Origin of the sequence: Klebsiella sp. Q11 (assembly GCF_964241505.1) — a bacterium.
GTDB classification, from domain to species: domain Bacteria; phylum Pseudomonadota; class Gammaproteobacteria; order Enterobacterales; family Enterobacteriaceae; genus Klebsiella; species Klebsiella michiganensis.
Map to the genome: position 1 here is coordinate 133,521 of NZ_CAXSXW010000011.1, position 22,028 is coordinate 155,548.

The 22,028-nt window shown below is 59.4% G+C and carries 17 protein-coding genes; 10 read left to right on the forward strand and 7 right to left on the reverse strand.

Annotated features, from left to right (window positions below; all coding sequences use genetic code 11):
* Positions 1–75: 75 nt before the first annotated feature.
* The 5 genes from ACESQ2_RS18870 to dacD form a co-directional block, all read right to left on the reverse strand.
* Positions 76–411 (reverse strand): DUF496 family protein, encoded by a 336-nt coding sequence (locus ACESQ2_RS18870; protein ID WP_004103624.1) that lies wholly within the window; start codon positions 409–411, stop codon positions 76–78.
* A gap of 168 nt (positions 412–579) precedes the next feature.
* Positions 580–1,638: an FUSC family protein gene (locus tag ACESQ2_RS18875; protein WP_048260883.1), complete on the reverse strand. Its 1,059-nt coding sequence runs from the start codon at positions 1,636–1,638 to the stop codon at positions 580–582.
* A 98-nt stretch (positions 1,639–1,736) separates the two neighbouring features.
* Positions 1,737–2,210 carry a DNA gyrase inhibitor SbmC gene (gene sbmC / locus ACESQ2_RS18880; RefSeq protein ID WP_048260881.1) on the reverse strand — a complete coding sequence of 158 codons (474 nt, stop codon included), beginning with the start codon at positions 2,208–2,210 and terminating at the stop codon, positions 1,737–1,739.
* A gap of 126 nt (positions 2,211–2,336) precedes the next feature.
* Positions 2,337–3,773 (reverse strand): capsule assembly Wzi family protein, encoded by a 1,437-nt coding sequence (locus tag ACESQ2_RS18885; RefSeq protein WP_286115877.1) that lies wholly within the window; start codon positions 3,771–3,773, stop codon positions 2,337–2,339.
* A 153-nt stretch (positions 3,774–3,926) separates the two neighbouring features.
* A complete protein-coding gene (gene dacD / locus ACESQ2_RS18890; RefSeq protein ID WP_064404619.1) occupies positions 3,927–5,093 on the reverse strand; it encodes a serine-type D-Ala-D-Ala carboxypeptidase DacD in 1,167 nt (388 codons plus the stop codon).
* Positions 5,094–5,273: 180 nt separating this feature from the next.
* On the opposite strand from dacD, the gene sbcB reads away from it, so the two are divergent.
* Positions 5,274–6,698, forward strand: a complete 1,425-nt coding sequence (gene sbcB / locus ACESQ2_RS18895) for an exodeoxyribonuclease I (RefSeq protein ID WP_014230018.1) — start codon at positions 5,274–5,276, stop codon at positions 6,696–6,698.
* Positions 6,699–6,803: 105 nt separating this feature from the next.
* Here the strand turns inward: sbcB and fusA are convergent, their stop codons facing one another.
* A complete protein-coding gene (fusA, locus tag ACESQ2_RS18900; protein WP_373171081.1) occupies positions 6,804–8,906 on the reverse strand; it encodes an elongation factor G in 2,103 nt (700 codons plus the stop codon).
* 238 nt (positions 8,907–9,144) lie between these two features.
* Between fusA and ACESQ2_RS18905 the strand changes: the two genes are divergently transcribed.
* Positions 9,145–9,456 (forward strand): helix-turn-helix transcriptional regulator, encoded by a 312-nt coding sequence (locus tag ACESQ2_RS18905; RefSeq protein WP_014230020.1) that lies wholly within the window; start codon positions 9,145–9,147, stop codon positions 9,454–9,456.
* Between the two features lie 18 nt (positions 9,457–9,474).
* On the opposite strand, the gene nifJ is transcribed toward ACESQ2_RS18905, so the two are convergent.
* On the reverse strand, positions 9,475–12,990 hold the full coding sequence (gene nifJ / locus ACESQ2_RS18910) for a pyruvate:ferredoxin (flavodoxin) oxidoreductase (RefSeq protein WP_373171083.1): 3,516 nt from the start codon (positions 12,988–12,990) through the stop codon (positions 9,475–9,477).
* Between the two features lie 404 nt (positions 12,991–13,394).
* Between nifJ and nifH the strand changes: the two genes are divergently transcribed.
* From nifH to ACESQ2_RS18950, 8 genes are all read left to right on the forward strand, one after another.
* Positions 13,395–14,276: a nitrogenase iron protein gene (gene nifH, locus ACESQ2_RS18915; protein ID WP_004852391.1), complete on the forward strand. Its 882-nt coding sequence runs from the start codon at positions 13,395–13,397 to the stop codon at positions 14,274–14,276.
* A 16-nt stretch (positions 14,277–14,292) separates the two neighbouring features.
* Positions 14,293–15,741: a nitrogenase molybdenum-iron protein alpha chain gene (nifD, locus tag ACESQ2_RS18920; protein ID WP_014230022.1), complete on the forward strand. Its 1,449-nt coding sequence runs from the start codon at positions 14,293–14,295 to the stop codon at positions 15,739–15,741.
* A 55-nt stretch (positions 15,742–15,796) separates the two neighbouring features.
* Positions 15,797–17,359 carry a nitrogenase molybdenum-iron protein subunit beta gene (gene nifK / locus ACESQ2_RS18925; RefSeq protein ID WP_224260525.1) on the forward strand — a complete coding sequence of 521 codons (1,563 nt, stop codon included), beginning with the start codon at positions 15,797–15,799 and terminating at the stop codon, positions 17,357–17,359.
* Between the two features lie 39 nt (positions 17,360–17,398).
* Positions 17,399–17,617 (forward strand): putative nitrogen fixation protein NifT, encoded by a 219-nt coding sequence (gene nifT / locus ACESQ2_RS18930; protein ID WP_224235602.1) that lies wholly within the window; start codon positions 17,399–17,401, stop codon positions 17,615–17,617.
* Positions 17,618–17,627: 10 nt separating this feature from the next.
* Positions 17,628–18,290: a NifB/NifX family molybdenum-iron cluster-binding protein gene (locus ACESQ2_RS18935; RefSeq protein ID WP_024360007.1), complete on the forward strand. Its 663-nt coding sequence runs from the start codon at positions 17,628–17,630 to the stop codon at positions 18,288–18,290.
* Positions 18,291–18,609: 319 nt separating this feature from the next.
* Complete coding sequence (gene nifE, locus ACESQ2_RS18940) at positions 18,610–19,983, forward strand: nitrogenase iron-molybdenum cofactor biosynthesis protein NifE (protein ID WP_049114606.1); 1,374 nt, start codon at positions 18,610–18,612, stop codon at positions 19,981–19,983.
* A 10-nt stretch (positions 19,984–19,993) separates the two neighbouring features.
* The gene (gene nifN, locus ACESQ2_RS18945; RefSeq protein WP_373171085.1) at positions 19,994–21,379 is read left to right on the forward strand and encodes a nitrogenase iron-molybdenum cofactor biosynthesis protein NifN; all 1,386 of its coding nucleotides are present in this window, start codon (positions 19,994–19,996) and stop codon (positions 21,377–21,379) included.
* Positions 21,366–21,836, forward strand: coding sequence for a NifB/NifX family molybdenum-iron cluster-binding protein (locus ACESQ2_RS18950; RefSeq protein ID WP_373171087.1), 471 nt, complete (start codon positions 21,366–21,368; stop codon positions 21,834–21,836). Before nifN ends, ACESQ2_RS18950 begins: the two co-directional genes overlap by 14 nt.
* Positions 21,837–22,028 lie beyond the last annotated feature (192 nt).

Genomic DNA, 22,028 nt, shown 5'->3' on the forward strand with positions numbered 1-22,028 from the left:
AAGGAACTGTGAGGTCACGCAAGAGGAAGAAGAGAAACTCCGGCAGCGAGCGCCGCCGGAGCGCATTAACGGGGCTTACTCGGCAGATTTATCTTCGACTTTCGCTTCGCCCATCGCTTTCAGCTTTTTAGAGATATCGCGACGTTCTTTGGAGATCTCGGCGTTTTTGATGATGTAATCGTCAACGCGATCTTCGTAATCGCTCTTCATGCTGGCGATGATGCCCTGAATAGCTTCAACGCTCATGCCCGGCTTGATGTAGTCGCTCAGGTTGTCCAGCAGCAGTACGCGCTTCTGGTTATCACGGATCTTTTTCTCAACGTCCTGAATTTCACGCTGCAGTTTGTTCTTACGACGGTACAGGCGAACAAACTCCAGTACGTCCTGGAAAGAAGGCTTAGTTGTTTCCATTTTTATACCCCTAATATTTGAGATTCGGATTCGCTAAAGCGACTGCTACATAGGGCTAACATAACTGTTAGCAGCCGCTGATGACAATGTTTTTTCCTTTGCCGTTATCATAACCCTAAACGCTGCTGAATCGAAGCAAGCGATGGAAAAACCACGTGAGTCTGGTCTTTATTTACGCAACGCACGGCAGATTAAATGCGACAGCAGTTCGAGCTGGCGCGCCAGCTCGATAGTTAACCAGACATAACCGTGAATGGGCGTTTCGGAGAAATTGTCGTCCTGCTGCTCTTTGATGAGCTGGCGCAGTTCGGCCACAATTTCGTTGAGCTTTTCATTGTTGGCAAGAATCGGCTGCGGATTGCCCTCATACAATGCGTGGGCGATAGTCAGCAATGTTTGCTGGGTCATTTGCTGGGTTTCGCGCAGCGTATGGGCGTTAAGCATCACGAAGTGGCCGGGACGCGACGCCCAGTAGGCGTTGATTTGCAGCTCCAGCATACACACCAGGTTACGGCTGACGGTCTGGATCGCCTCAAAGATGGCCTTCTGGATATGTGTCTCTTTGCTGGCAGGGGTAATTAATCCGCGCATTTTCACCACGTCGTTAAGCACCTTCTGCATATGCTTTTCCAGACGCGGACGCTCAACGAGGTTCGGCGAGAAGCCCGCCTGATACAGACGGTTGAAGGCGGTGACGTAGCTGGCCATCTGGATACGCCAGTGCAGAAAGGCCCGCTGCGGCCAGATACCGGTAAACAGCATCGCCAGCAGGGAGCCGAAGATCACGTCGCCGCTTCGCCACAGCGCGGTGGTCAGGTCGCCCGGCGGCGCGCCGACCACTACCGCCAGGGTGATGCCGATCAGCAGCGCCTGATAGGGCTTTTTGCCCAGCGCCAGCCAGCCGCAGAGGAACATCGCAACCGCGCACCACAGCAGCATAATGGGCAGAGAGATAAGCTCCAGCTTGAGCGCTACCAGCCCGAGCGCCGAGCCGAGGATCGTGCCGCCGATACGTTCAAACGCGCGCGGTACGACATTTCCCCAGAAGGAGATAGGCCCCATCACCACCACCAGGGTGATGAGGGGCCAGGTGCCTTCAGGAACGTTAAGCAGGCGCACCAGCACAAAGGTGAGCACAAAGGCCAATGCTATTCGCACGCCATGGACGATGCGGTAATGGCGATACAGCCGAATTTCAAATGGCTTAAGTGATTTATCCGCGCGCACAACCTACTCCGACACAACGAAAAGGCCAATTGTAACTGCTTTTTCGCCGCAAGCATCACGCGAATGTAATAAACCTTGTCAAACGAAGGGACAATGTTCTACTTCACCGCCGGCTCGACCGCGATATACATATCAATATCCCAGTAGCCATCCTGGTTACCATCGTTAAGATAGACTTCAAAACAGGGCTTCATCGCCATCTGATGGGTTGTGCTTTGCATCAAGCTCTCGAAGAACTGGTACCACGGCGTCGCAAAGTCAAAATTCTCGACTCTGGCCCGGGCAACTGCATAATCGCCGCCGGCGATTTCGGTCATCATCACGCCTTCGCTACCCTCAGGAATCTGGTAGTCGTCCGCCACCGTGACGGCGGTATCGCAGCGCAGCTTTTCCGCCGGGACTTCGTCCGGGTTGTCGTAGTAAACGGCCACCCACTCCTGCGCCGGCACCTGGCTGTTATCGACCCACATCATCAGCTGTTCAAACCCCTGTTTTACCGTCTGCTCCCAGGGACCGACCAGATGAAAACCAGCAATTTTCTTCTTGCCTACGGATTTAACGTTATAGTCCATGCTGCCTCCACTGTTGATAAAATACTGTATGTATATACACATAAATTAGCAGTACTATCACCCACAGTATGTGCGGCAATTCACAAATCCGCGCGGCAAGAAGATGAAAAAATCGCCGCCATACGGTTATAAACTGAACGGTAGCTCAACGCCGATGCTGGCCCCAACATCGTCGCTGGCGCTGTGGTTAGCGTCGGTGTACCACAGGGAGGTATTCAGGCGTACCGTCGGCATAACATCGCCGCTCCAGCACAGCTGTACGCCCTTCAGCGTATCGGCGCGCGGGAAGGCTTTATTGATTCGCTGGTTTTTTGGATTGACCTCAGCGTAGACCAGCCGCGCGCTCCAGCGCTGATTCTCTTCGGTTACCAGCTCCACCTTACCGGCATATAAACGCCCGTCGCCGCCCATCGCATCGCCCAGCGGATAGCCCTGCTGGTAGTAGCCGTCTTTATAGATAAAGTGGTTATAGATGTAGTTAGTACGGCCCATGTTCGAGCGGGTATCGTGGGCTTCCAGATACCAGTTAACCGCATTGCTGTTCCACTGGTGATGCCCTTCCACGCCGCCAAGATAGAGGTGCGCCGAGGGTAAATATCCGGCTTCGTCCTCGCCGATCATCTGGCCGTAAATGCTCACCGGCCAGCCGAGGGTGGGCGCCAGCTTCAGCTTGAAATCAAAACCGGCCAGCTGGTTGCCGGGATCGTCGGCCGAGTCGCCGGTGTTATCATTGCCGGTCAGGCCGTCCCAGAAGCTGCTGAATGAGGAAGGCCGCCCTTCGCCGCCCCACTGCATAACGCGCGAGGCTCCCAGCTCCAGCGAGGTGAGCGGTGAAAAAGTCAGGCGGCCGCCGAAGATTTTGGTATGCGGTACGGCGGCGTACTGGTTCATCTGGCTGGCGGAAAGCTGGTACTGCCAGGGGCCAATCCAGCTTAGCCATGAGGTTTCCGGCGCCCGCTGTTCGGCGCGCTGCAGCAGAAAACCGGTCATGGGACGCGCGGCATCGGAGCGGATCAGGCTACCTTCATAGCCCGGCCCCCACCACTGGGGGATTTGCCCGAACGCCAGCCACTGGTTCCACAGCTTAACCGCGCCGTACGCGCCGTTGGCGTTCACGCTCGAACCGTTACTGATGCGCTTGTCGCCTTCAACATTGCCCTGCAGGTGCAGATCCCACCATTCGCCGCTGTTGTTCAGGGCGAGAGAAAGCGACTGGTCGGCGGGGTAAGATTGGGCGAACCCCTGCGGAGTGCCCGGCTTATCAGTGGAGCTGTAGCCGGTAACGCGCACGTCAGCTTTCAGCGCGCTTAATCGCTGATTTACCCGACCCAGTACCACCCGCTCTGCGGACGTTGTCGGATGGGCATTGGCCAGCGCGCGCTTAATCTCCTCTTCGCTCAGAGGCCAGGTAGACAGGCTCAACGAGAGGGTTCCACGGTCGGATAACCAGGCTAAATCATTGCGGAATTCGTTATCGGCCAGAACGAGGCCGGAGGCAAAACCAGAAGTGCTAAAAACGGCGAACAGTCCCAGAGAAAGCGCACTACGCGCAAAGTATTTCATTTTCCCAGCTCCATTTATGGCGCACAAGCGCCAGGCTTTTTCCTGAAGGGTGACCGGGTAAGGTAATGGAGTGAAAGTAAACGAAGCGCCAACCGAAGCGGCATAATAATCAAACAGCTACGAGATGCCGCTCCGGGCGGAGCGGCGGAGAAGTTACAGTTTTTGATGCAGATAATCGCTAAAGCGCGACAGCACGCCGCCCTTGCCAACGCTTTCCAGCGTCACCAGAGGCCAGTGGGCCACCACTTTATCACCATCGTAAAGGGAGATTTCTCCAACCCGCTGGTGGGCGGCGATCGGCGCTTCCAGCACTTTGTTATCCAGCACGTATTTGGCCTTAATGCGCGAGACTTCCGACTTCGGCAGCGCTAACCAGAAGTCCTGATCGGTCCCCAGCTTAATCTGCTCTTTATCGCCATACCAGATACGCTCAACGCCGACCTGCTTGCCGTCCTGCAGAACCTGGACGGTATCGAAGTTTTGCTGCCCCCAGTGCAGCAGCTTCGCCGCCTGCTGTTCACGCCCTTTCGGGCTGTCGGCCCCCATCACCACCGCAATCAGCCGGCGCTGGCCGTCCACCGCGGAGGCAATCAGGTTGAAGCCGGCGCCCGAGGTGTGGCCGGTCTTCAGACCATCGACGTTCATGGTCTTATCCCACAGCAGCCCGTTGCGGTTCTGCTGGGTAATGCCGTTCCAGGTCAGGCTCTTCTGGCTGTACATATGGTAGACGTCCGGCTCGCCGTGAATAATCGCCCGCGAGAGCACCGCCAGATCGTAGGCCGAACTGTGCTGACCCGGCGCGTCCAGACCGTGGACGGTTTCAAAATGGGTATCCTGCAAATGCAGTTTTTCCACGTAGCTGTTCATCAGCGCGACGAACTGCGGCTGGCCGCCGGCGACGTAGTCCGCCAGCGCCACGCAGGCATCGTTGCCGGAGTCAACGATCAGCCCGCGGCTTAAATCGCGTACGCTGACCCGATCGCCGGGCTTAAGGAACATCAGCGAAGAACCATTAAAGACCGGGTTACCCTGCGCCCAGGCGTCTTTCCCGACGGTGACGATGTCGTCAAAGGTGATGCGCTGGCTGTCGATAGCGCGATCGACCACGTAGCCGGTCATGAGTTTGGTCAGGCTGGCGGGATTGCGCTGCTGATGCTCGTTACCGGCGGTCAGGATCTGGCCGGTGGTGTAATCCATCAGCACCCAGGAACCGGCCTGAATAGAAGGAGGCGTCACGTTGACGGGAAAATCATTGGCGGCAAATGCGCAGGAAACGCTCGCAGCGAGCAAAGATACAGCAATAAAAAAACGGCCTTTCAACGGCATATCCTCTAAATTGACAGATTCGCCGTCCTTTTTACGGAACTTCTCGTTTCAAATCAGGGTTTAATTGCAAGAAAATATGACATCGCCGACGCGTGACAAAGGGGATACCCTTCTGATGGCCCGGCAAATCGTTTACCATGAAGGCTGCTCGCCACCAGGAATAATGAACAGATTATGCAAGATAGCGCCAGCCAGCCCGGATTTTTATTTCACGATTACGAGACCTTCGGCACCAGTCCCTCGCTCGACCGACCGTCGCAGTTTGCCGCCATTCGCACCGATGAAGACCTGAATATCGTCGGCGAACCCGAAGTCTTCTACTGCAGGCTCGCCGATGACTATCTGCCGCAGCCGCAGGCGGTCATGGTCACCGGGATAACGCCGCAGGAGGCGAACGCCAAGGGGGACAACGAAGCCGCTTTCGCCCGCCGCGTTCACGATCTGTTCACGGTGCCGAAAACCTGCATCGTCGGCTATAACAACGTGCGCTTCGATGACGAAGTGACGCGCAACATTCTCTATCGCAATTTTTACGATCCCTACGCCTGGAGCTGGCAGCACGACAACTCCCGCTGGGATCTGCTGGACGTGATGCGCGCCTGCTACGCGCTGCGCCCCGAAGGGATCAACTGGCCGGAAAATGAAGAGGGCTTACCGAGCTTCCGGCTGGAGCATCTGACCGTCGCTAATGGCATCGAACACAGCAACGCCCACGACGCGATGGCCGACGTTTACGCCACTATCGCCATGGCGAAGCTGGTGAAAACCCAGCAGCCGCGCCTGTTCGATTATCTTTACGCCCACCGCAACAAGCGTAAGCTGGCGACGCTGATTGACGTGCCGCAAATCAAACCGCTGGTGCATGTTTCCGGCATGTTCGGCGCGGCGCGCGGCAATACCAGCCTGGTCGCCCCGCTGGCGTGGCACCCGGACAACCGTAACGCGGTGATTATGGTCGACCTGGCCGGAGACATCGCCCCCCTGCTGGAGCTCGATGCCGACACCCTGCGCGAGCGGCTGTATACGCCGAAAAGCGAGCTGGGCGACCTGCCCGCGGTGCCGATTAAGCTGGTCCACCTGAATAAATGCCCGGTGCTGGCGCAGCAAAACACCCTGCGTCCGCAGGATGCCGACCGGCTGGGCATCAATATCCAGCGCTGTCTGGAGAACGCCCAGCTGCTGCGGGCCAATCCGCAGGTACGCGAGAAAGCGGTGGCGATTTTTGCCGAAGCGGAGCCGTTTGTGCCGTCCGATAACGTCGATACGCAGCTGTATAACGGCTTTTTCAGTGATGCCGACCGTGCGGCGATGAAAATCGTACTCGAAACCGAGCCGCGCAACCTGCCGGCGCTGGATATTACCTTCGCCGATAAGCGTATCGAGCGCCTGCTGTTCAACTATCGCGCGCGCAATTATCCCGGCACGCTGGATGAAGCCGAGCAGCAGCGCTGGTTAGAGCACCGTCGCCAGGTCTTTACGCCTGAGTTTTTGCAGGCCTACGCCGATGAGCTGCAGATGCTGTACCAGCAGTATGCGGACGATAAAGAGAAGCTGGCGCAGCTGAAGGCGCTGTGGCAGTACGCGCAGGATATTGTTTGATTGGCAGAAATTCCCGGGTTGCGGCTAACGCCTTACCCGGGCTACAAACGATGGCAGGACTCGTAGCCCGGGTAAGACGCCTCGCGTCGCACCCGGGAACGTTGCTTAGCCTTTGGCGCGGCTGGCGATAATCGCCTCAGCCACGTTGCGCGGGGCTTCTGCGTAGTGGTGGAACTCCATGCTGTAGGTCGCCCGGCCCTGGGACATCGAACGCAGCGTGGTGGAATAGCCAAACATCTCGGCCAGCGGCACGTCGGCGCGAATAATCTGGCTGCCGAACCGCTCCTCCATCCCCTGCACCATTCCGCGACGGGAAGAGAGATCGCCCATAATATTCCCGGCGTACTCTTCCGGGGTCTCCACTTCCACGTGCATCACCGGTTCAAGAATAACCGGGTCGGCCCTGCGCGCCCCTTCCTTGAAGCCAAATATCGCCGCCATCCGGAAAGCCATCTCCGACGAGTCGACGTCGTGATACGAACCAAACGTCAGGGTCGCCTTGATATCCACCACCGGATAGCCCGCCAGCACGCCGGTGCCCATCGCTTCGCGCAGCCCTTTTTCCACTGAAGGGATGTACTCGCGCGGCACCACGCCGCCTTTGGTCGCGTCCTCAAACACGAAACCGCTTCCCGGCTCCAGCGGTTCAAGGGTCAGCACCACGTGACCGTACTGCCCTTTACCGCCGGACTGGCGGACAAATTTGCCTTCCACCTCTTTGACCGTTTTGCGGATCGTCTCGCGATAGGTCACCTGCGGACGCCCAATATTCGCCTCGACGCCAAACTCACGCTTCATGCGGTCGACGATAATCTCCAGATGCAGTTCGCCCATCCCGGAAACGATCGTCTGGCCGGACTCCTCGTCAGTATGCAGACGAAACGACGGATCTTCCGCCGCCAGCCGCTGCAGGGCGATACCCATTTTCTCCTGATCGGCTTTGGTTTTCGGTTCAATCGCCAGCGAAATCACCGGCTCCGGAAACTCCATCCGTTCGAGGGTAATCACCGCATCCGGGTCGCACAGCGTGTCGCCGGTAGTGACATCCTTCAGGCCGACGCAGGCGGCAATATCCCCGGCGTGCAGTTCGTCCACCTCATGGCGATCGTTGGCCTGCATCAGCACGATGCGTCCGATGCGCTCTTTCTTACCTTTCACCGGATTCCATACCGCATCGCCTTTTTTCAGCGTCCCGGAATAGACGCGGATAAAGGTCAGCTGTCCGACGTAGGGGTCGGTCATCAGCTTGAAGGCCAGCGCCGAGAACGGTTCGTCGTCGCCCGGATGACGTTCAACGGGCCGCCCTTTCTCATCCACGCCCTGAATCGCCGGGATATCCAGCGGCGACGGCATCAGCTCAACCACCGCATCGAGCATCCGCTGCACGCCTTTGTTTTTAAACGCGCTGCCGCACAGCACCGCCTGGATTTCCCCCTTCACCGTGCGCTGGCGCAGACCGGCGACGATCTCCGCCTCGTCCAGCTCACCGGTTTCGAGATATTTATCCATCAGTTCGTCGCTGGCTTCCGCCGCCGCCGAGACCATTTTCTCCCGCCACAGCCGGGCGGTTTCCACGATGTCGTCAGGCACCGGCGCATAGCTGAAGGTCATCCCCTGGGTGGCGTCGTCCCATAAAATGGCGCGCATTTTGATGAGATCCACCACCCCGGTGAAGTGCTCTTCGGCGCCAACCGGGATCGCAATCGGCACCGGATTGGCCTTCAGGCGATCGATCATCATCTGCACCACGCGGAAAAAGTCCGCGCCGGGGCGGTCCATCTTATTGACGAAGGCCAGCCGCGGAACGTGGTATTTATTCGCCTGCCGCCAGACGGTTTCCGACTGCGGCTGCACGCCGCCGACGGAGTCGTAAACCATCACCGCGCCGTCCAGGACGCGCATGGAGCGTTCCACTTCGATGGTGAAATCCACGTGCCCGGGGGTATCGATGATGTTAATCCGGTGCGGCTCGAAGCTGCGGTCCATGCCGGGCCAGAAGCAGCTCACCGCCGCGGAGGTAATGGTGATCCCGCGCTCCTGCTCCTGCGCCATCCAGTCGGTGGTTGCCGCGCCATCGTGTACTTCCCCCAGCTTGTGGCTCATCCCGGTATAAAACAGGATGCGCTCGGTGGTGGTGGTTTTGCCGGCATCGATATGCGCGGAGATACCGATGTTGCGATAACGTTCGAGGGGGATGGGTCGGGGCATGATGCGTCCTTAGTCATTGTGACTGTTAACAGGCGGCCGGAATTGGCCGCCGTTCATATAACGGCATCTATCATAGTACAACTGTACGAGTATATTCGAACTATTTTTGCTATCGTTACTATTGGTGAAGCTGCGACGACCCGCGTGGCTTTAGAAAAGCAGTTTCGGTATATTACCGGCCAGCCGCCGATACGGGCTGCTGCTCACGGAGCTGCGCCGCCGCCGACACAGGAATATTATGATCGCCAATCACCCCGAACGTGAACAAATTCGCCTCGAAAATGTCCTTTTCGCTCTCGGCAACCCGCTGCGGCTTGAGATTATCCGTATCCTTGCCGACGGCAGCGAGCAGAGCTGTAACGCCCTGCGTCATGAAGATGTGGCGAAGTCGACCATGACCCACCACTGGCGCGTCCTGCGCGACAGCGGTGTGATCTGGCAGCGGCCTCAGGGGCGGGAGAATTTGATTTCGCTGCGCCGGGAAGATTTAGACGCGCGCTTTCCCGGCCTGCTGGATACGCTGCTTAAGGTCATGCAGCACGATAGCTAAAGGCCTGCGCGCCGGCCTCTACTCCTCACCGGCCAGCCGCCGATACTGGGCAAAGCGGGCGCGCGCATCCTCCTCGGTTCTGCTAAAAAGCGCATCCGCGAGATGCGGCGTCGTTTTGTGCAGCGAGGCGTAGCGCACTTCGCCAAGCAAAAAGTCGCGGAAACTCTCCTCCGGCTCTTCGGAATCGAGCATAAACGGCGTCTTGCCTTCCGCTTCCCGCTGCGGATGATAGCGCCACAGGTGCCAGTATCCCGCCTCAACCGCCCGTTTCGCCTCGCGCTGGCTGCAGCGCATACCGGCTTTCAGCCCGTGGTTAATGCAGGCGGCGTAGGCAATCACCAGCGACGGTCCCGGCCAGGCTTCAGCCTCGGCGATCGCGCGCAGCGTCTGATCTTTATCGGCGCCCATGGCGACCTGGGCCACGTACACATTGCCGTAGCTCATCGCCATCATGCCAAGATCTTTTTTCCGCGTGCGTTTGCCCTGCGCGGCAAACTTCGCGATGGCCGCCACCGGGGTCGATTTAGACGACTGCCCGCCGGTATTGGAGTAAACCTCGGTATCAAACACCAGAATATTCACGTCTTCCCCGCTCGCCAGCACGTGATCGAGACCGCCGAAGCCGATATCGTAGGCCCAGCCGTCGCCGCCGAAAATCCACTGCGACCGGCGCACAAAATAGTCGCGGTTCTGCCATAGCTGCTCCAGCAGCGGCACGCCCTCTTTTTCCGCCGCCAGCCGTTCGCTGAGCCGGTCCGCGCGCTCGCGGGTACCATCGCCTTCATCCTGCTTCGCCAGCCACTGGCGCATCGCGTCGCTAAGTTCGTCGCTGACCGGTAGCGCCAGCGCGGCGGTCATATCATCGGCGATTTGTTGACGCACCGCCTGGCCGCCGAGCATCATGCCGAGGCCAAACTCCGCGTTATCCTCAAACAGCGAGTTCGCCCATGCCGGGCCGTGGCCGCGGTGGTTGGTGGTATAGGGAATCGACGGCGCGCTGGCCCCCCAGATAGAAGAGCAGCCGGTGGCGTTAGCGATCAGCATCCGGTCGCCAAACAGCTGGGTTATCAGGCGGGCATAAGGCGTTTCGCCGCATCCCGCGCAGGCGCCGGAAAACTCCAGCAGCGGGGTTTCAAACTGGCTGCCTTTGACCGTCGTCTTCCGGAACGGATTGCTCTTCGGCGCCAGCGCCAGCACATAGTCCCAGACCGGCGCCATCTGGCGCTGGCTATCAAGAGACTGCATTTTTAACGCCTTGCCGCGCGAAGGACAGATATCCACGCAGTTGCCGCAGCCGGAGCAATCCAGCGGCGAAATAGCCAGATGGTAGTGGTACGCCTTCGCTCCCTGAGCGGGTTTGCTCAGCAGCCCGGCCGGCGCGGCGTCCTGCTCTTCGCCGTTGAGCAGCGCCGGGCGGATCGCCGCGTGGGGGCAGATAAAGGCGCACTGGTTACACTGCGTGCAGCCCTCCGGCTGCCAGACCGGCACTTCCAGCGCGATCCCGCGTTTCTCCCAGGCGGCGGTGCCCGAGGGGAAGGTGCCGTCTTCCATGCCGACAAACGCGCTTACCGGCAGCTGGTCGCCGCACTGGCGGTTCATCGGCTGCAGAATATCGCGGATGAAATCCGGCATCATGGCTGAAGCCTGCGCCACGGGCTCATCCAGCGTCGCCCAGTGCGCCGGAATGGTCACCTGATGCAGCGAGGCCATGCCCAGCTCGATCGCCCGCTGGTTCATCTCGATCACCGCCGCCCCTTTACTGCCGTAGCTTTTTTCAACCGCCTGCTTGAGGTAATCCGCCGCGGTCTGCGGGTCGATAATTGCCGCCAGCTTAAAGAACGCCGCCTGCATCAGCATATTAAAGCGCCCGCCCAGCCCGAGCTCACGGGCGATATCCACGGCGTTCAGGGTATAAAAATGGATATTTTCCCGCGCCAGATAGCGTTTAAAGCCAACCGGCAGATGCTGCTCCAGCTCCGCATCGGACCAGCTGCAGTTGAGTAAAAAGGTCCCGCCCGGCTTTAACCCATCCAGCAGGTCATAGCGCTCCACGTAGGACTGCTGCGAACAGGAGATAAAATCGGCCCGATGAATCAGGTAGGGCGAATTGATCGGCCGGTCGCCGAAGCGCAAATGCGAAACGGTAATGCCGCCGGATTTTTTCGAGTCATAGGAAAAGTAGGCCTGCGCGTAGAGCGGCGTTTTGTCGCCGATGATTTTAATCGCGCTTTTATTGGCCCCAACGGTGCCGTCCGAGCCCATGCCCCAAAATTTACAGGCGGTGATGCCATCATGCGAGACCGCCAGCGTCTGCTGGCGCAGGGGCAACGAGGTAAAGGTGACATCATCGACAATGCCGAGGGTAAAGCCGTCCATCGGCAGCGGTTTATTGAGGTTGTCAAAGACCGCCGCGATATCGTTAGGCAGAACGTCCTTACCGCCAAGCGCGTAGCGGCCGCCGACAATCAGCGGCGCATCGTCGTGGTGGTAGAAGGCGTTTTTCACATCCAGGCACAGCGGTTCGGCCTGAGCGCCGGGCTCTTTGGTGCGGTCAAGCACGGCAATGCGCTGTACGGTTTTCGGCAGCTGAGCGAAAAAGTGGGCCAGCGAAAAAGGGCGAAACAGATGCACGCTGAGCAGCCCGACCTTCTCTCCCGCCGCGTTCAGCGTATCCACCACTTCCTGAACGGTGTCGCAGACCGACCCCATGGCGATAATCACCCGTTCGGCATCCGCCGCGCCGGTGTAGTTAAACAGATGGTACTCCCGGCCGGTGAGCGCGCTGATTTGCGCCATATAGCTTTCGACAATGTCGGGCAGCGCCTGATAAAAACGGTTACCCGCCTCTCTTTCCTGGAAGTAGATATCCGGGTTTTGCGCCGTTCCGCGGATGACCGGATGATCCGGATGCAGCGCGTTACGGCGGAAGCTGTCGAGCGCGGGCCGGTCCAGCAGCGTCGCCAGCTGGTCATATTCCAGCACCTCGATTTTTTGAATTTCGTGCGAGGTGCGGAAACCATCGAAGAAGTTAACAAACGGGATGCGTCCCTTAATCGCCGCCAGATGCGCCACCGCCGACAAATCCATCACCTGCTGCACGTTGTTCTCCGCCAGCATCGCGCAGCCGGTCTGGCGAACCGCCATCACGTCCTGGTGATCGCCAAAAATATTCAGCGAATTGGTCGCCAGCGCCCGGGCGCTGACGTGAAAGACGCCCGGCAGCAGTTCACCGGCGATTTTGTACATGTTGGGGATCATCAGCAGCAGCCCCTGAGAGGCCGTATAGGTGGTGGTGAGCGCCCCGGCCTGCAGCGCGCCGTGTACCGCGCCTGCCGCGCCGGCTTCCGACTGCATCTCCATTAAGCGCACCGGCTGGCCAAAAAGGTTCTTTTTCCCCTGCGCCGCCCACTCGTCGACGTTTTCCGCCATCGGCGTGGAAGGGGTAATGGGGTAAATCGCCGCGACCTCGGTAAAGGCATAAGAGATCCAGGCCGCCGCGGCGTTGCCATCCATTGTTTTCATTTTTCCGGACATTGTTCAATCCTCGAAGGTGAGAGGCATCTTCGCCGCCTCAAATAAGCGGCAAACCCAGTTGTTGCCTCAAGCACAGCCTGTGCCAGCTCGCGAATGACATAAGAGTTAGCGCGAATTCAACGCGTTATGAAGATAAAGGCAACGCAGCGCGCCGAGAGATTGCGTGGAACAAGACACAGGGGACGACAAGCTGTTGAACAGACGACAAACCGCCACAATGGCCCCGGCAGGCGGAATTGTTCTGTTTCCCACATTTGGTCGCCTTATTGTGCCGTTTTGTTTTACGCCCTGCGCGGCAATGAATTAATAAATTCATAAAAATCAGATAAATAAATAAACAGGCACGGCTGGTATGTTCCCTGCACTTCTCTGCTGGCAAACACTCAACCACAGGAGAAGTCACCATGACCATGCGTCAATGCGCTATTTACGGTAAAGGCGGTATCGGCAAATCCACCACTACGCAGAACCTCGTCGCCGCGCTGGCGGAGATGGGTAAGAAAGTGATGATCGTCGGCTGCGATCCGAAGGCGGACTCCACCCGCCTGATCCTGCACGCTAAAGCACAGAACACCATTATGGAGATGGCCGCGGAAGTCGGCTCGGTCGAGGATCTCGAGCTCGAAGACGTGCTGCAAATTGGCTACGGCGACGTGCGCTGCGCGGAATCCGGCGGCCCGGAGCCAGGCGTCGGCTGCGCGGGGCGCGGCGTGATCACGGCGATCAACTTTCTTGAGGAAGAAGGCGCCTACGAGGACGATCTCGATTTTGTCTTCTATGACGTGCTCGGCGACGTGGTCTGCGGCGGCTTCGCCATGCCTATTCGCGAAAACAAAGCCCAGGAGATCTACATCGTCTGCTCCGGCGAAATGATGGCGATGTACGCCGCCAACAACATCTCCAAAGGGATCGTTAAATACGCTAAATCCGGCAAGGTGCGCCTCGGCGGCCTGATCTGTAACTCACGCCAGACCGACCGTGAAGACGAACTGATCATGGCCCTGGCGGAAAAGCTCGGGACCCAGATGATCCACTTTGTCCCCCGCGACAACATCGTGCAGCGCGCGGAGATCCGCCGAATGACGGTTATCGAGTACGACCCCGCCTGCCAGCAGGCCAACGAATACCGCACCCTGGCGCAGAAGATCGTCAACAACACCATGAAAGTGGTGCCGACACCCTGCACCATGGATGAGCTGGAGTCGCTGCTGATGGAGTTCGGCATCATGGAAGAGGAAGACACCAGCATCATTGGTAAAACCGCCGCCGAAGAAAGCGCGGCCTGAGCACAGGACAATAATGATGACCAACGCAACGGGCGAACGTAATCTGGCGCTGATCCAGGAAGTCCTGGAGGTGTTCCCGGAAACCGCGCGAAAAGAGCGCAGAAAGCACATGATGGTCAGCGATCCGCAAATGGAGAGCGTCGGCAAGTGCATTATCTCTAACCGCAAATCACAACCCGGCGTGATGACCGTGCGCGGCTGCGCCTACGCCGGCTCGAAAGGGGTGGTATTCGGGCCAATCAAGGATATGGCCCACATCTCGCACGGGCCGGTCGGCTGCGGCCAGTATTCCCGCGCCGGACGACGCAACTACTACACCGGGGTCAGCGGCGTCGATAGCTTCGGCACGCTGAACTTCACCTCTGATTTTCAGGAGCGCGACATCGTCTTCGGCGGCGATAAAAAGCTCAGCAAGCTGATTGAAGAGATGGAGCTGCTGTTCCCGCTCACCAAAGGGATCACCATACAGTCGGAATGCCCGGTGGGGCTGATCGGCGATGATATCAGCGCGGTGGCCAACGCCAGCAGCAAAGCGCTGGATAAACCGGTGATCCCGGTACGCTGCGAAGGCTTTCGCGGCGTGTCGCAGTCGCTGGGGCACCATATCGCCAACGACGTGGTGCGCGACTGGATCCTCAACAATCGCGAAGGACAGCCGTTTGAAACCACCCCTTACGATGTGGCGATCATCGGCGACTACAACATCGGCGGCGACGCCTGGGCCTCGCGCATCCTGCTTGAAGAGATGGGGCTACGGGTGGTCGCGCAGTGGTCCGGCGACGGCACGCTGGTGGAGATGGAGAACACCCCATTCGTCAAGCTGAACCTGGTTCACTGCTACCGTTCGATGAACTATATCGCCCGCCATATGGAGGAGAAACATCAGATTCCGTGGATGGAGTACAACTTCTTCGGGCCGACCAAAATCGCCGAATCGCTGCGCAAAATCGCCGACCAGTTTGACGATACCATTCGCGCGAACGCCGAAGCGGTGATCGCCCGGTATGAGGGGCAGATGGCGGCGATTATCGCCAAATATCGCCCGCGCCTGGAGGGGCGTAAGGTGCTGCTCTATATGGGCGGCCTGCGGCCACGCCACGTTATCGGCGCCTACGAGGATCTCGGCATGGAGATCATCGCCGCCGGGTACGAGTTTGCCCATAACGATGACTACGACCGCACCCTGCCGGATCTCAAAGAGGGCACGCTGCTGTTCGATGACGCCAGCAGCTATGAGCTGGAAGCGTTCGTTAAGGCGCTGAAGCCCGACCTTATCGGCTCCGGCATCAAGGAAAAATATATCTTCCAGAAAATGGGCGTGCCGTTCCGCCAGATGCACTCGTGGGACTATTCCGGCCCGTACCACGGCTACGATGGTTTCGCCATTTTCGCCCGCGATATGGATATGACCCTGAACAACCCGGCGTGGAACGAACTCACCGCGCCGTGGCTGAAGTCTGCGTGATTGCCCACTCACTGTCCCGTCTGTTCACCGATTTGTGGCGCGGGAGGAGAACACCATGAGCCAAACGATTGATAAAATTAATAGCTGCTATCCGCTATTCGAACAGGATGAATACCAGGAGCTGTTCCGCAATAAGCGGCAACTGGAGGAAGCGCACGATGCCCAGCGCGTGCAGGAGGTCTTTACCTGGACCACCACCGCCGAGTATGAAGCGCTGAACTTCCAGCGCGAGGCGCTGACCGTTGACCCGGCGAAAGCCTGCCAGCCGCTTGGCGCGGTGCTTTGCTCGCTGGGATTTGCCAATACCCTGCCGTACGTCCACGGCTCCCAGGGGTGCGTGGCCTACTTTCGCACCTATTTTAACCGCCATTTCAAAGAGCCGATCGCCTGCGTCTCCGACTCGATGACCGAAGACGCGGCGGTCTTCGGCGGCAACAACAACATGAATCTGGGTCTGCAGAACGCCAGCGCGCTGTACAAGCCGGAGATCATCGCGGTTTCCACCACCTGCATGGCGGAAGTCATCGGCGATGACCTGCAGGCGTTTATCGCCAACGCCAAAAAAGATGGCTTCGTCGATAGCAGCATCGCCGTGCCCCATGCCCATACGCCAAGCTTTATCGGCAGCCACGTCACCGGCTGGGACAACATGTTTGAAGGCTTCGCCAAAACCTTCACCGCGGACTACCAGGGGCAGCCGGGCAAACTGCAGAAGCTCAATCTGGTGACCGGCTTTGAAACCTATCTCGGCAACTTCCGCGTATTAAAGCGGATGATGGAACAGATGGCGGTGCCGTGCAGCCTGCTCTCCGATCCGTCAGAAGTTCTCGACACGCCCGCCGACGGCCATTATCGGATGTATTCCGGCGGCACCACGCAGCAGGAGATGAAAGAGGCCCCTGACGCCATCGATACGCTGCTTCTGCAGCCGTGGCAGCTGCTGAAGAGCAAAAAAGTGGTGCAGGAGATGTGGAACCAGCCCGCCACCGAGGTCGCGATTCCGCTGGGGCTGGCCGCTACCGATGAACTGCTGATGACCGTCAGCCAGCTTAGCGGCAAGCCGATCGCCGACGCCCTCACCCTTGAGCGCGGCCGGCTGGTTGACATGATGCTCGATTCCCACACCTGGCTGCACGGCAAGAAATTTGGCCTGTACGGCGACCCGGACTTCGTGATAGGCCTCACCCGCTTCCTGCTGGAGCTGGGCTGCGAGCCGACGGTGATCCTGAGCCATAACGCCAACAAACGCTGGCAAAAAGCGATGAAGAAAATGCTTGATGCCTCGCCGTACGGGCGCGACAGCGAAGTGTTTATCAACTGCGATTTGTGGCACTTCCGTTCGCTGATGTTCACCCGTCAGCCGGACTTTATGATCGGCAACTCCTACGGCAAGTTTATCCAGCGCGATACTCTGGCGAAGGGCAAAGCCTTTGAAGTGCCGCTTATCCGCCTCGGCTTTCCGCTGTTCGACCGCCACCATCTGCACCGCCAGACAACCTGGGGTTATGAAGGGGCGATGAACATTGTGACGACGCTGGTGAACGCCGTGCTGGAGAAACTGGATAGCGATACCAGCCAGCTGGGCAAAACCGATTACAGCTTCGATCTCGTCCGTTAACCATCAGGTGCCCCGCGTCATGCGGGGCCAGGAGGGAGTATGCCCATCGTGATTTTCCGTGAGCGCGGCGCGGACCTGTACGCCTATATCGCGAAACAGGATCTGGAAGCGCGAGTGATCCAGATTGAGCATAACGACGCTGAACGCTGGGGCGGCGCAATTTCGCTGGAAGGGGGACGCCGCTACTACGTGCATCCGCAGCCGGGGCGTCCCGCCTTTCCGATAAGCCTGCGCGCGACGCGCAATACCTTGATATAAGGAGCTGGAGATGTCCGACAACGATACCCTATTCTGGCGTATGCTGGCGCTGTTTCAGTCTCTGCCGGACCTACAGCCGGCGCAAATCGTCGACTGGCTGGCGCAGGAGAGCGGCGAGACGCTGACGCCAGAGCGTCTGGCGACCCTGACCCAGCCGCAGCTGGCCGCCAGCTTTCCCTCCGCGACGGCGGTGATGTCCCCCGCTCGCTGGTCCCGGGTGATGGCGAGCCTGCAGGGCGCGCTGCCCGCCCATTTACGCATCGTTCGCCCTGCCCAGCGCACGCCGCAGCTGCTGGCGGCATTTTGCTCCCAGGATGGGCTGGTGATTAACGGCCATTTCGGCCAGGGACGACTGTTTTTTATCTACGCGTTCGATGAGCAAGGCGGCTGGCTGTACGATCTGCGCCGCTATCCCTCCGCCCCCCACCAGCAGGAGGCCAACGAAGTGCGCGCCCGGCTTATAGAGGACTGTCAGCTGCTGTTTTGCCAGGAGATCGGCGGGCCCGCCGCCGCGCGGCTGATCCGCCATCGCATCCACCCGATGAAAGCGCAGCCCGGGACGACGATTCAGGCGCAGTGCGAGGCGATCAATACGCTGCTGGCCGGCCGTTTGCCGCCGTGGCTGGCGAAGCGGCTTAACAGGGATAACCCTCTGGAAGAACGCGTTTTTTAATCCCTGTTTTGTGCTTGTTGCCCGCTGACCCCGCGGGCTTTTTTTCGCGTATGGACGCGTTCCCCACGTTACGGTCAGGGGAATATTCCGTTCACGGTTGTTCCTGCCTTCTTGATGCGCCCTCCCTCGCTGCCAGCCTTCCATCAACAAATAGCCATGCCAGCGCGATAGGTCGTAAAGCATCACATGCCGTCAATCCCTTGTCTGATTGTTGGCTTTGTCGCAAAGCCAACAACCCTTTTTCTTTAAAAATCAAGGCGCCGCTTATGGAGCGCGAATTGCATCTTCCCCCTCATCCCCCACCGTCAACGAGGTCACTATGAAGGGAAATGAAATTCTGGCGCTGCTGGATGAACCGGCCTGTGAACACAACCATAAACAAAAATCCGGCTGCAGCGCGCCCAAACCCGGCGCCACCGCCGGCGGCTGCGCGTTCGACGGCGCGCAGATAACCCTGCTGCCCATCGCCGACGTGGCGCATCTGGTCCACGGCCCCATCGGCTGCGCCGGAAGCTCATGGGATAACCGCGGCAGCGCCAGCTCCGGCCCCACCCTTAATCGGCTCGGGTTCACCACCGATCTCAACGAACAGGACGTGATTATGGGCCGCGGCGAACGCCGCCTGTTTCACGCCGTGCGCCATATCGTCACTCGCTATCACCCGGCGGCGGTCTTTATCTACAACACCTGCGTACCCGCCATGGAGGGCGATGACCTCGAAGCGGTATGCCAGGCCGCGCAGACCGCCACCGGCGTACCGGTTATCGCCATTGACGCCGCCGGTTTCTACGGCAGTAAAAATCTCGGTAACCGGCTGGCGGGCGACGTCATGGTCAAACGGGTCATCGGCCAGCGCGAGCCCGCCCCCTGGCCGGAGAGCACACCCTTTGCCCCGGAGCAGCGTCACGATATTGGCCTGATTGGCGAATTCAATATTGCCGGCGAGTTCTGGCATATTCAGCCGCTGCTCGACGAACTGGGGATCCGCGTGCTCGGCAGCCTCTCCGGTGATGGCCGCTTCGCCGAGATCCAGACCATGCACCGGGCGCAGGCCAATATGCTGGTCTGCTCGCGGGCGTTAATCAACGTCGCCCGAGCCCTGGAGCAGCGCTACGGCACGCCGTGGTTCGAAGGCAGCTTCTACGGGATCCGCGCCACTTCTGACGCCCTGCGCCAGCTGGCGGCGCTGCTGGGCGACGACGACCTTCGTCAGCGCACCGAAGCGCTGATTGCGCGGGAGGAACAGGCGGCGGAACTGGCGCTACAGCCGTGGCGCGAACAGCTGCGCGGCCGCAAAGCGCTACTCTATACCGGCGGGGTGAAATCCTGGTCGGTGGTATCGGCGCTTCAGGATTTGGGCATGACCGTGGTGGCAACCGGCACGCGTAAATCCACCGAAGAGGATAAACAGCGGATCCGCGAGCTGATGGGCGAAGAAGCGGTAATGCTGGAAGAGGGCAACGCCCGCACGCTGCTGGATGTGGTCTATCGCTATCAGGCCGACCTGATGATTGCCGGCGGACGCAATATGTATACCGCCTATAAAGCCAGGCTGCCGTTTCTCGATATCAATCAGGAGCGCGAACACGCCTTCGCTGGCTATCAGGGGATCGTCACCCTCGCCCGCCAGCTGTGTCAGACCATCAATAGCCCCATCTGGCCGCAAACCCATTCTCGCGCCCCGTGGCGCTAAGGAGCTCATCATGGCAGACATTTTCCGCACCGATAAACCGCTGGCGGTCAGCCCTATCAAAACCGGCCAGCCGCTCGGCGCGATCCTCGCGAGCCTTGGGATCGAACACAGCATCCCGCTGGTCCACGGCGCGCAGGGGTGCAGTGCCTTCGCCAAAGTCTTTTTTATTCAACATTTCCACGACCCGGTTCCCCTGCAGTCGACGGCGATGGACCCCACGTCGACGATTATGGGCGCGGACGGCAATATTTTTACCGCCCTGGATACCCTCTGCCAGCGCAACAATCCGCAGGCTATCGTACTGCTCAGCACCGGGCTGTCAGAGGCCCAGGGCAGCGATATTTCCCGCGTGGTTCGCCAGTTTCGCGAAGAGTATCCCCGGCATAAGGGCGTGGCGATATTGACGGTTAACACGCCGGATTTTTATGGCTCCATGGAGAACGGCTTCAGCGCGGTGCTAGAGAGCGTCATTGAGCAGTGGGTGCCGCCGGCGCCGCGACCGGCTCAGCGCAATCGCCGGGTCAATCTGCTGGTCAGCCACCTCTGTTCGCCGGGCGATATCGAGTGGCTGCGCCGATGCGTCGAAGCGTTCAGCCTGCAGCCGGTAATCCTGCCGGACCTGGCGCAGTCGATGGACGGCCACCTGGCGCAGGGCGATTTCTCACCGTTAACCCAGGGCGGGACGCCGCTGCGCCAGATAGAGCAGATGGGGCAAAGCCTGTGTAGCTTCGCCATTGGCGTCTCCCTTCATCGCGCCTCATCGCTGCTGGCCCCGCGCTGCCGCGGCGAGGTTATCGCCCTGCCGCACCTGATGACCCTCGAACGCTGTGACGCCTTTATTCATCAACTGGCGAAAATTTCCGGACGCGCCGTTCCCGAGTGGCTGGAACGCCAGCGCGGACAGCTACAGGATGCGATGATCGACTGCCATATGTGGCTCCAGGGCCAGCGCATGGCGATAGCGGCGGAAGGCGATCTGCTGTCGGCGTGGTGTGACTTCGCCAACAGCCAGGGGATGCAGCCCGGCCCGCTGGTGGCCCCTACCGGTCATCCCAGCCTGCGCCAGCTGCCGGTAGAACAGGTGGTGCCGGGGGATCTGGAGGATCTGCAAACCCTGCTGTGCGCGCATCCCGCCGACCTGCTGGTGGCGAACTCGCACGCCCGCGACCTGGCGGAGCAGTTTGCGCTGCCGCTGGTGCGCGCGGGTTTTCCGCTCTTTGACAAACTCGGCGAATTCCGCCGGGTGCGCCAGGGATATAGCGGAATGCGCGATACGCTGTTTGAGCTGGCAAACCTGATGCGCGAGCGTCACCACCACCTCGCCCACTACCGATCGCCGCTTCGCCAGAACCCCGAATCGTCACTCTCCACAGGAGGCGCTTATGCCGCCGATTAACCGTCAGTTTGATATGGTCCACTCCGATGAGTGGTCTATGAAGGTCGCCTTCGCCAGCTCTGACTATCGTCACGTCGATCAGCACTTCGGCGCCACCCCGCGGCTGGTGGTGTACGGCGTCAAGGCGGACCGGGTCACTCTAATCCGGGTGGTTGATTTCTCGGTCGAGAACGGCCACCAGACGGAGAAGATCGCCAGGCGGATCCACGCTCTGGAGGATTGCGTCACGCTGTTCTGCGTGGCGATTGGCGACGCGGTTTTTCGCCAGCTGTTGCAGGTTGGCGTGCGCGCCGAACGCGTTCCCGCCGACACCACCATCGTCGGCTTACTGCAGGAGATCCAGCTCTACTGGTACGACAAAGGGCAGCGCAAAAATACGCGCCAGCGCGACCCGGAGCGCTTTACCCGTCTGCTGCAGGAACAGGAGTGGCATGAAGAACCGGACCCGCGCCGCTAGCCGTGTCGTTTCTGTGACAAAGCCCACAAAACATCGCGACACTGTCGGACCAACCTTGTCAGGAAAAATACACAACAATTTGAAAAATATTAATTTTATTCTCTGGTATCGCAATTGCTAGTTCGTTATCGCCACCGCGCTTTCGCGGTGAACCGCGCCCCGGCGTTTTCCGTCCTCATCCCTGGAGCTGAC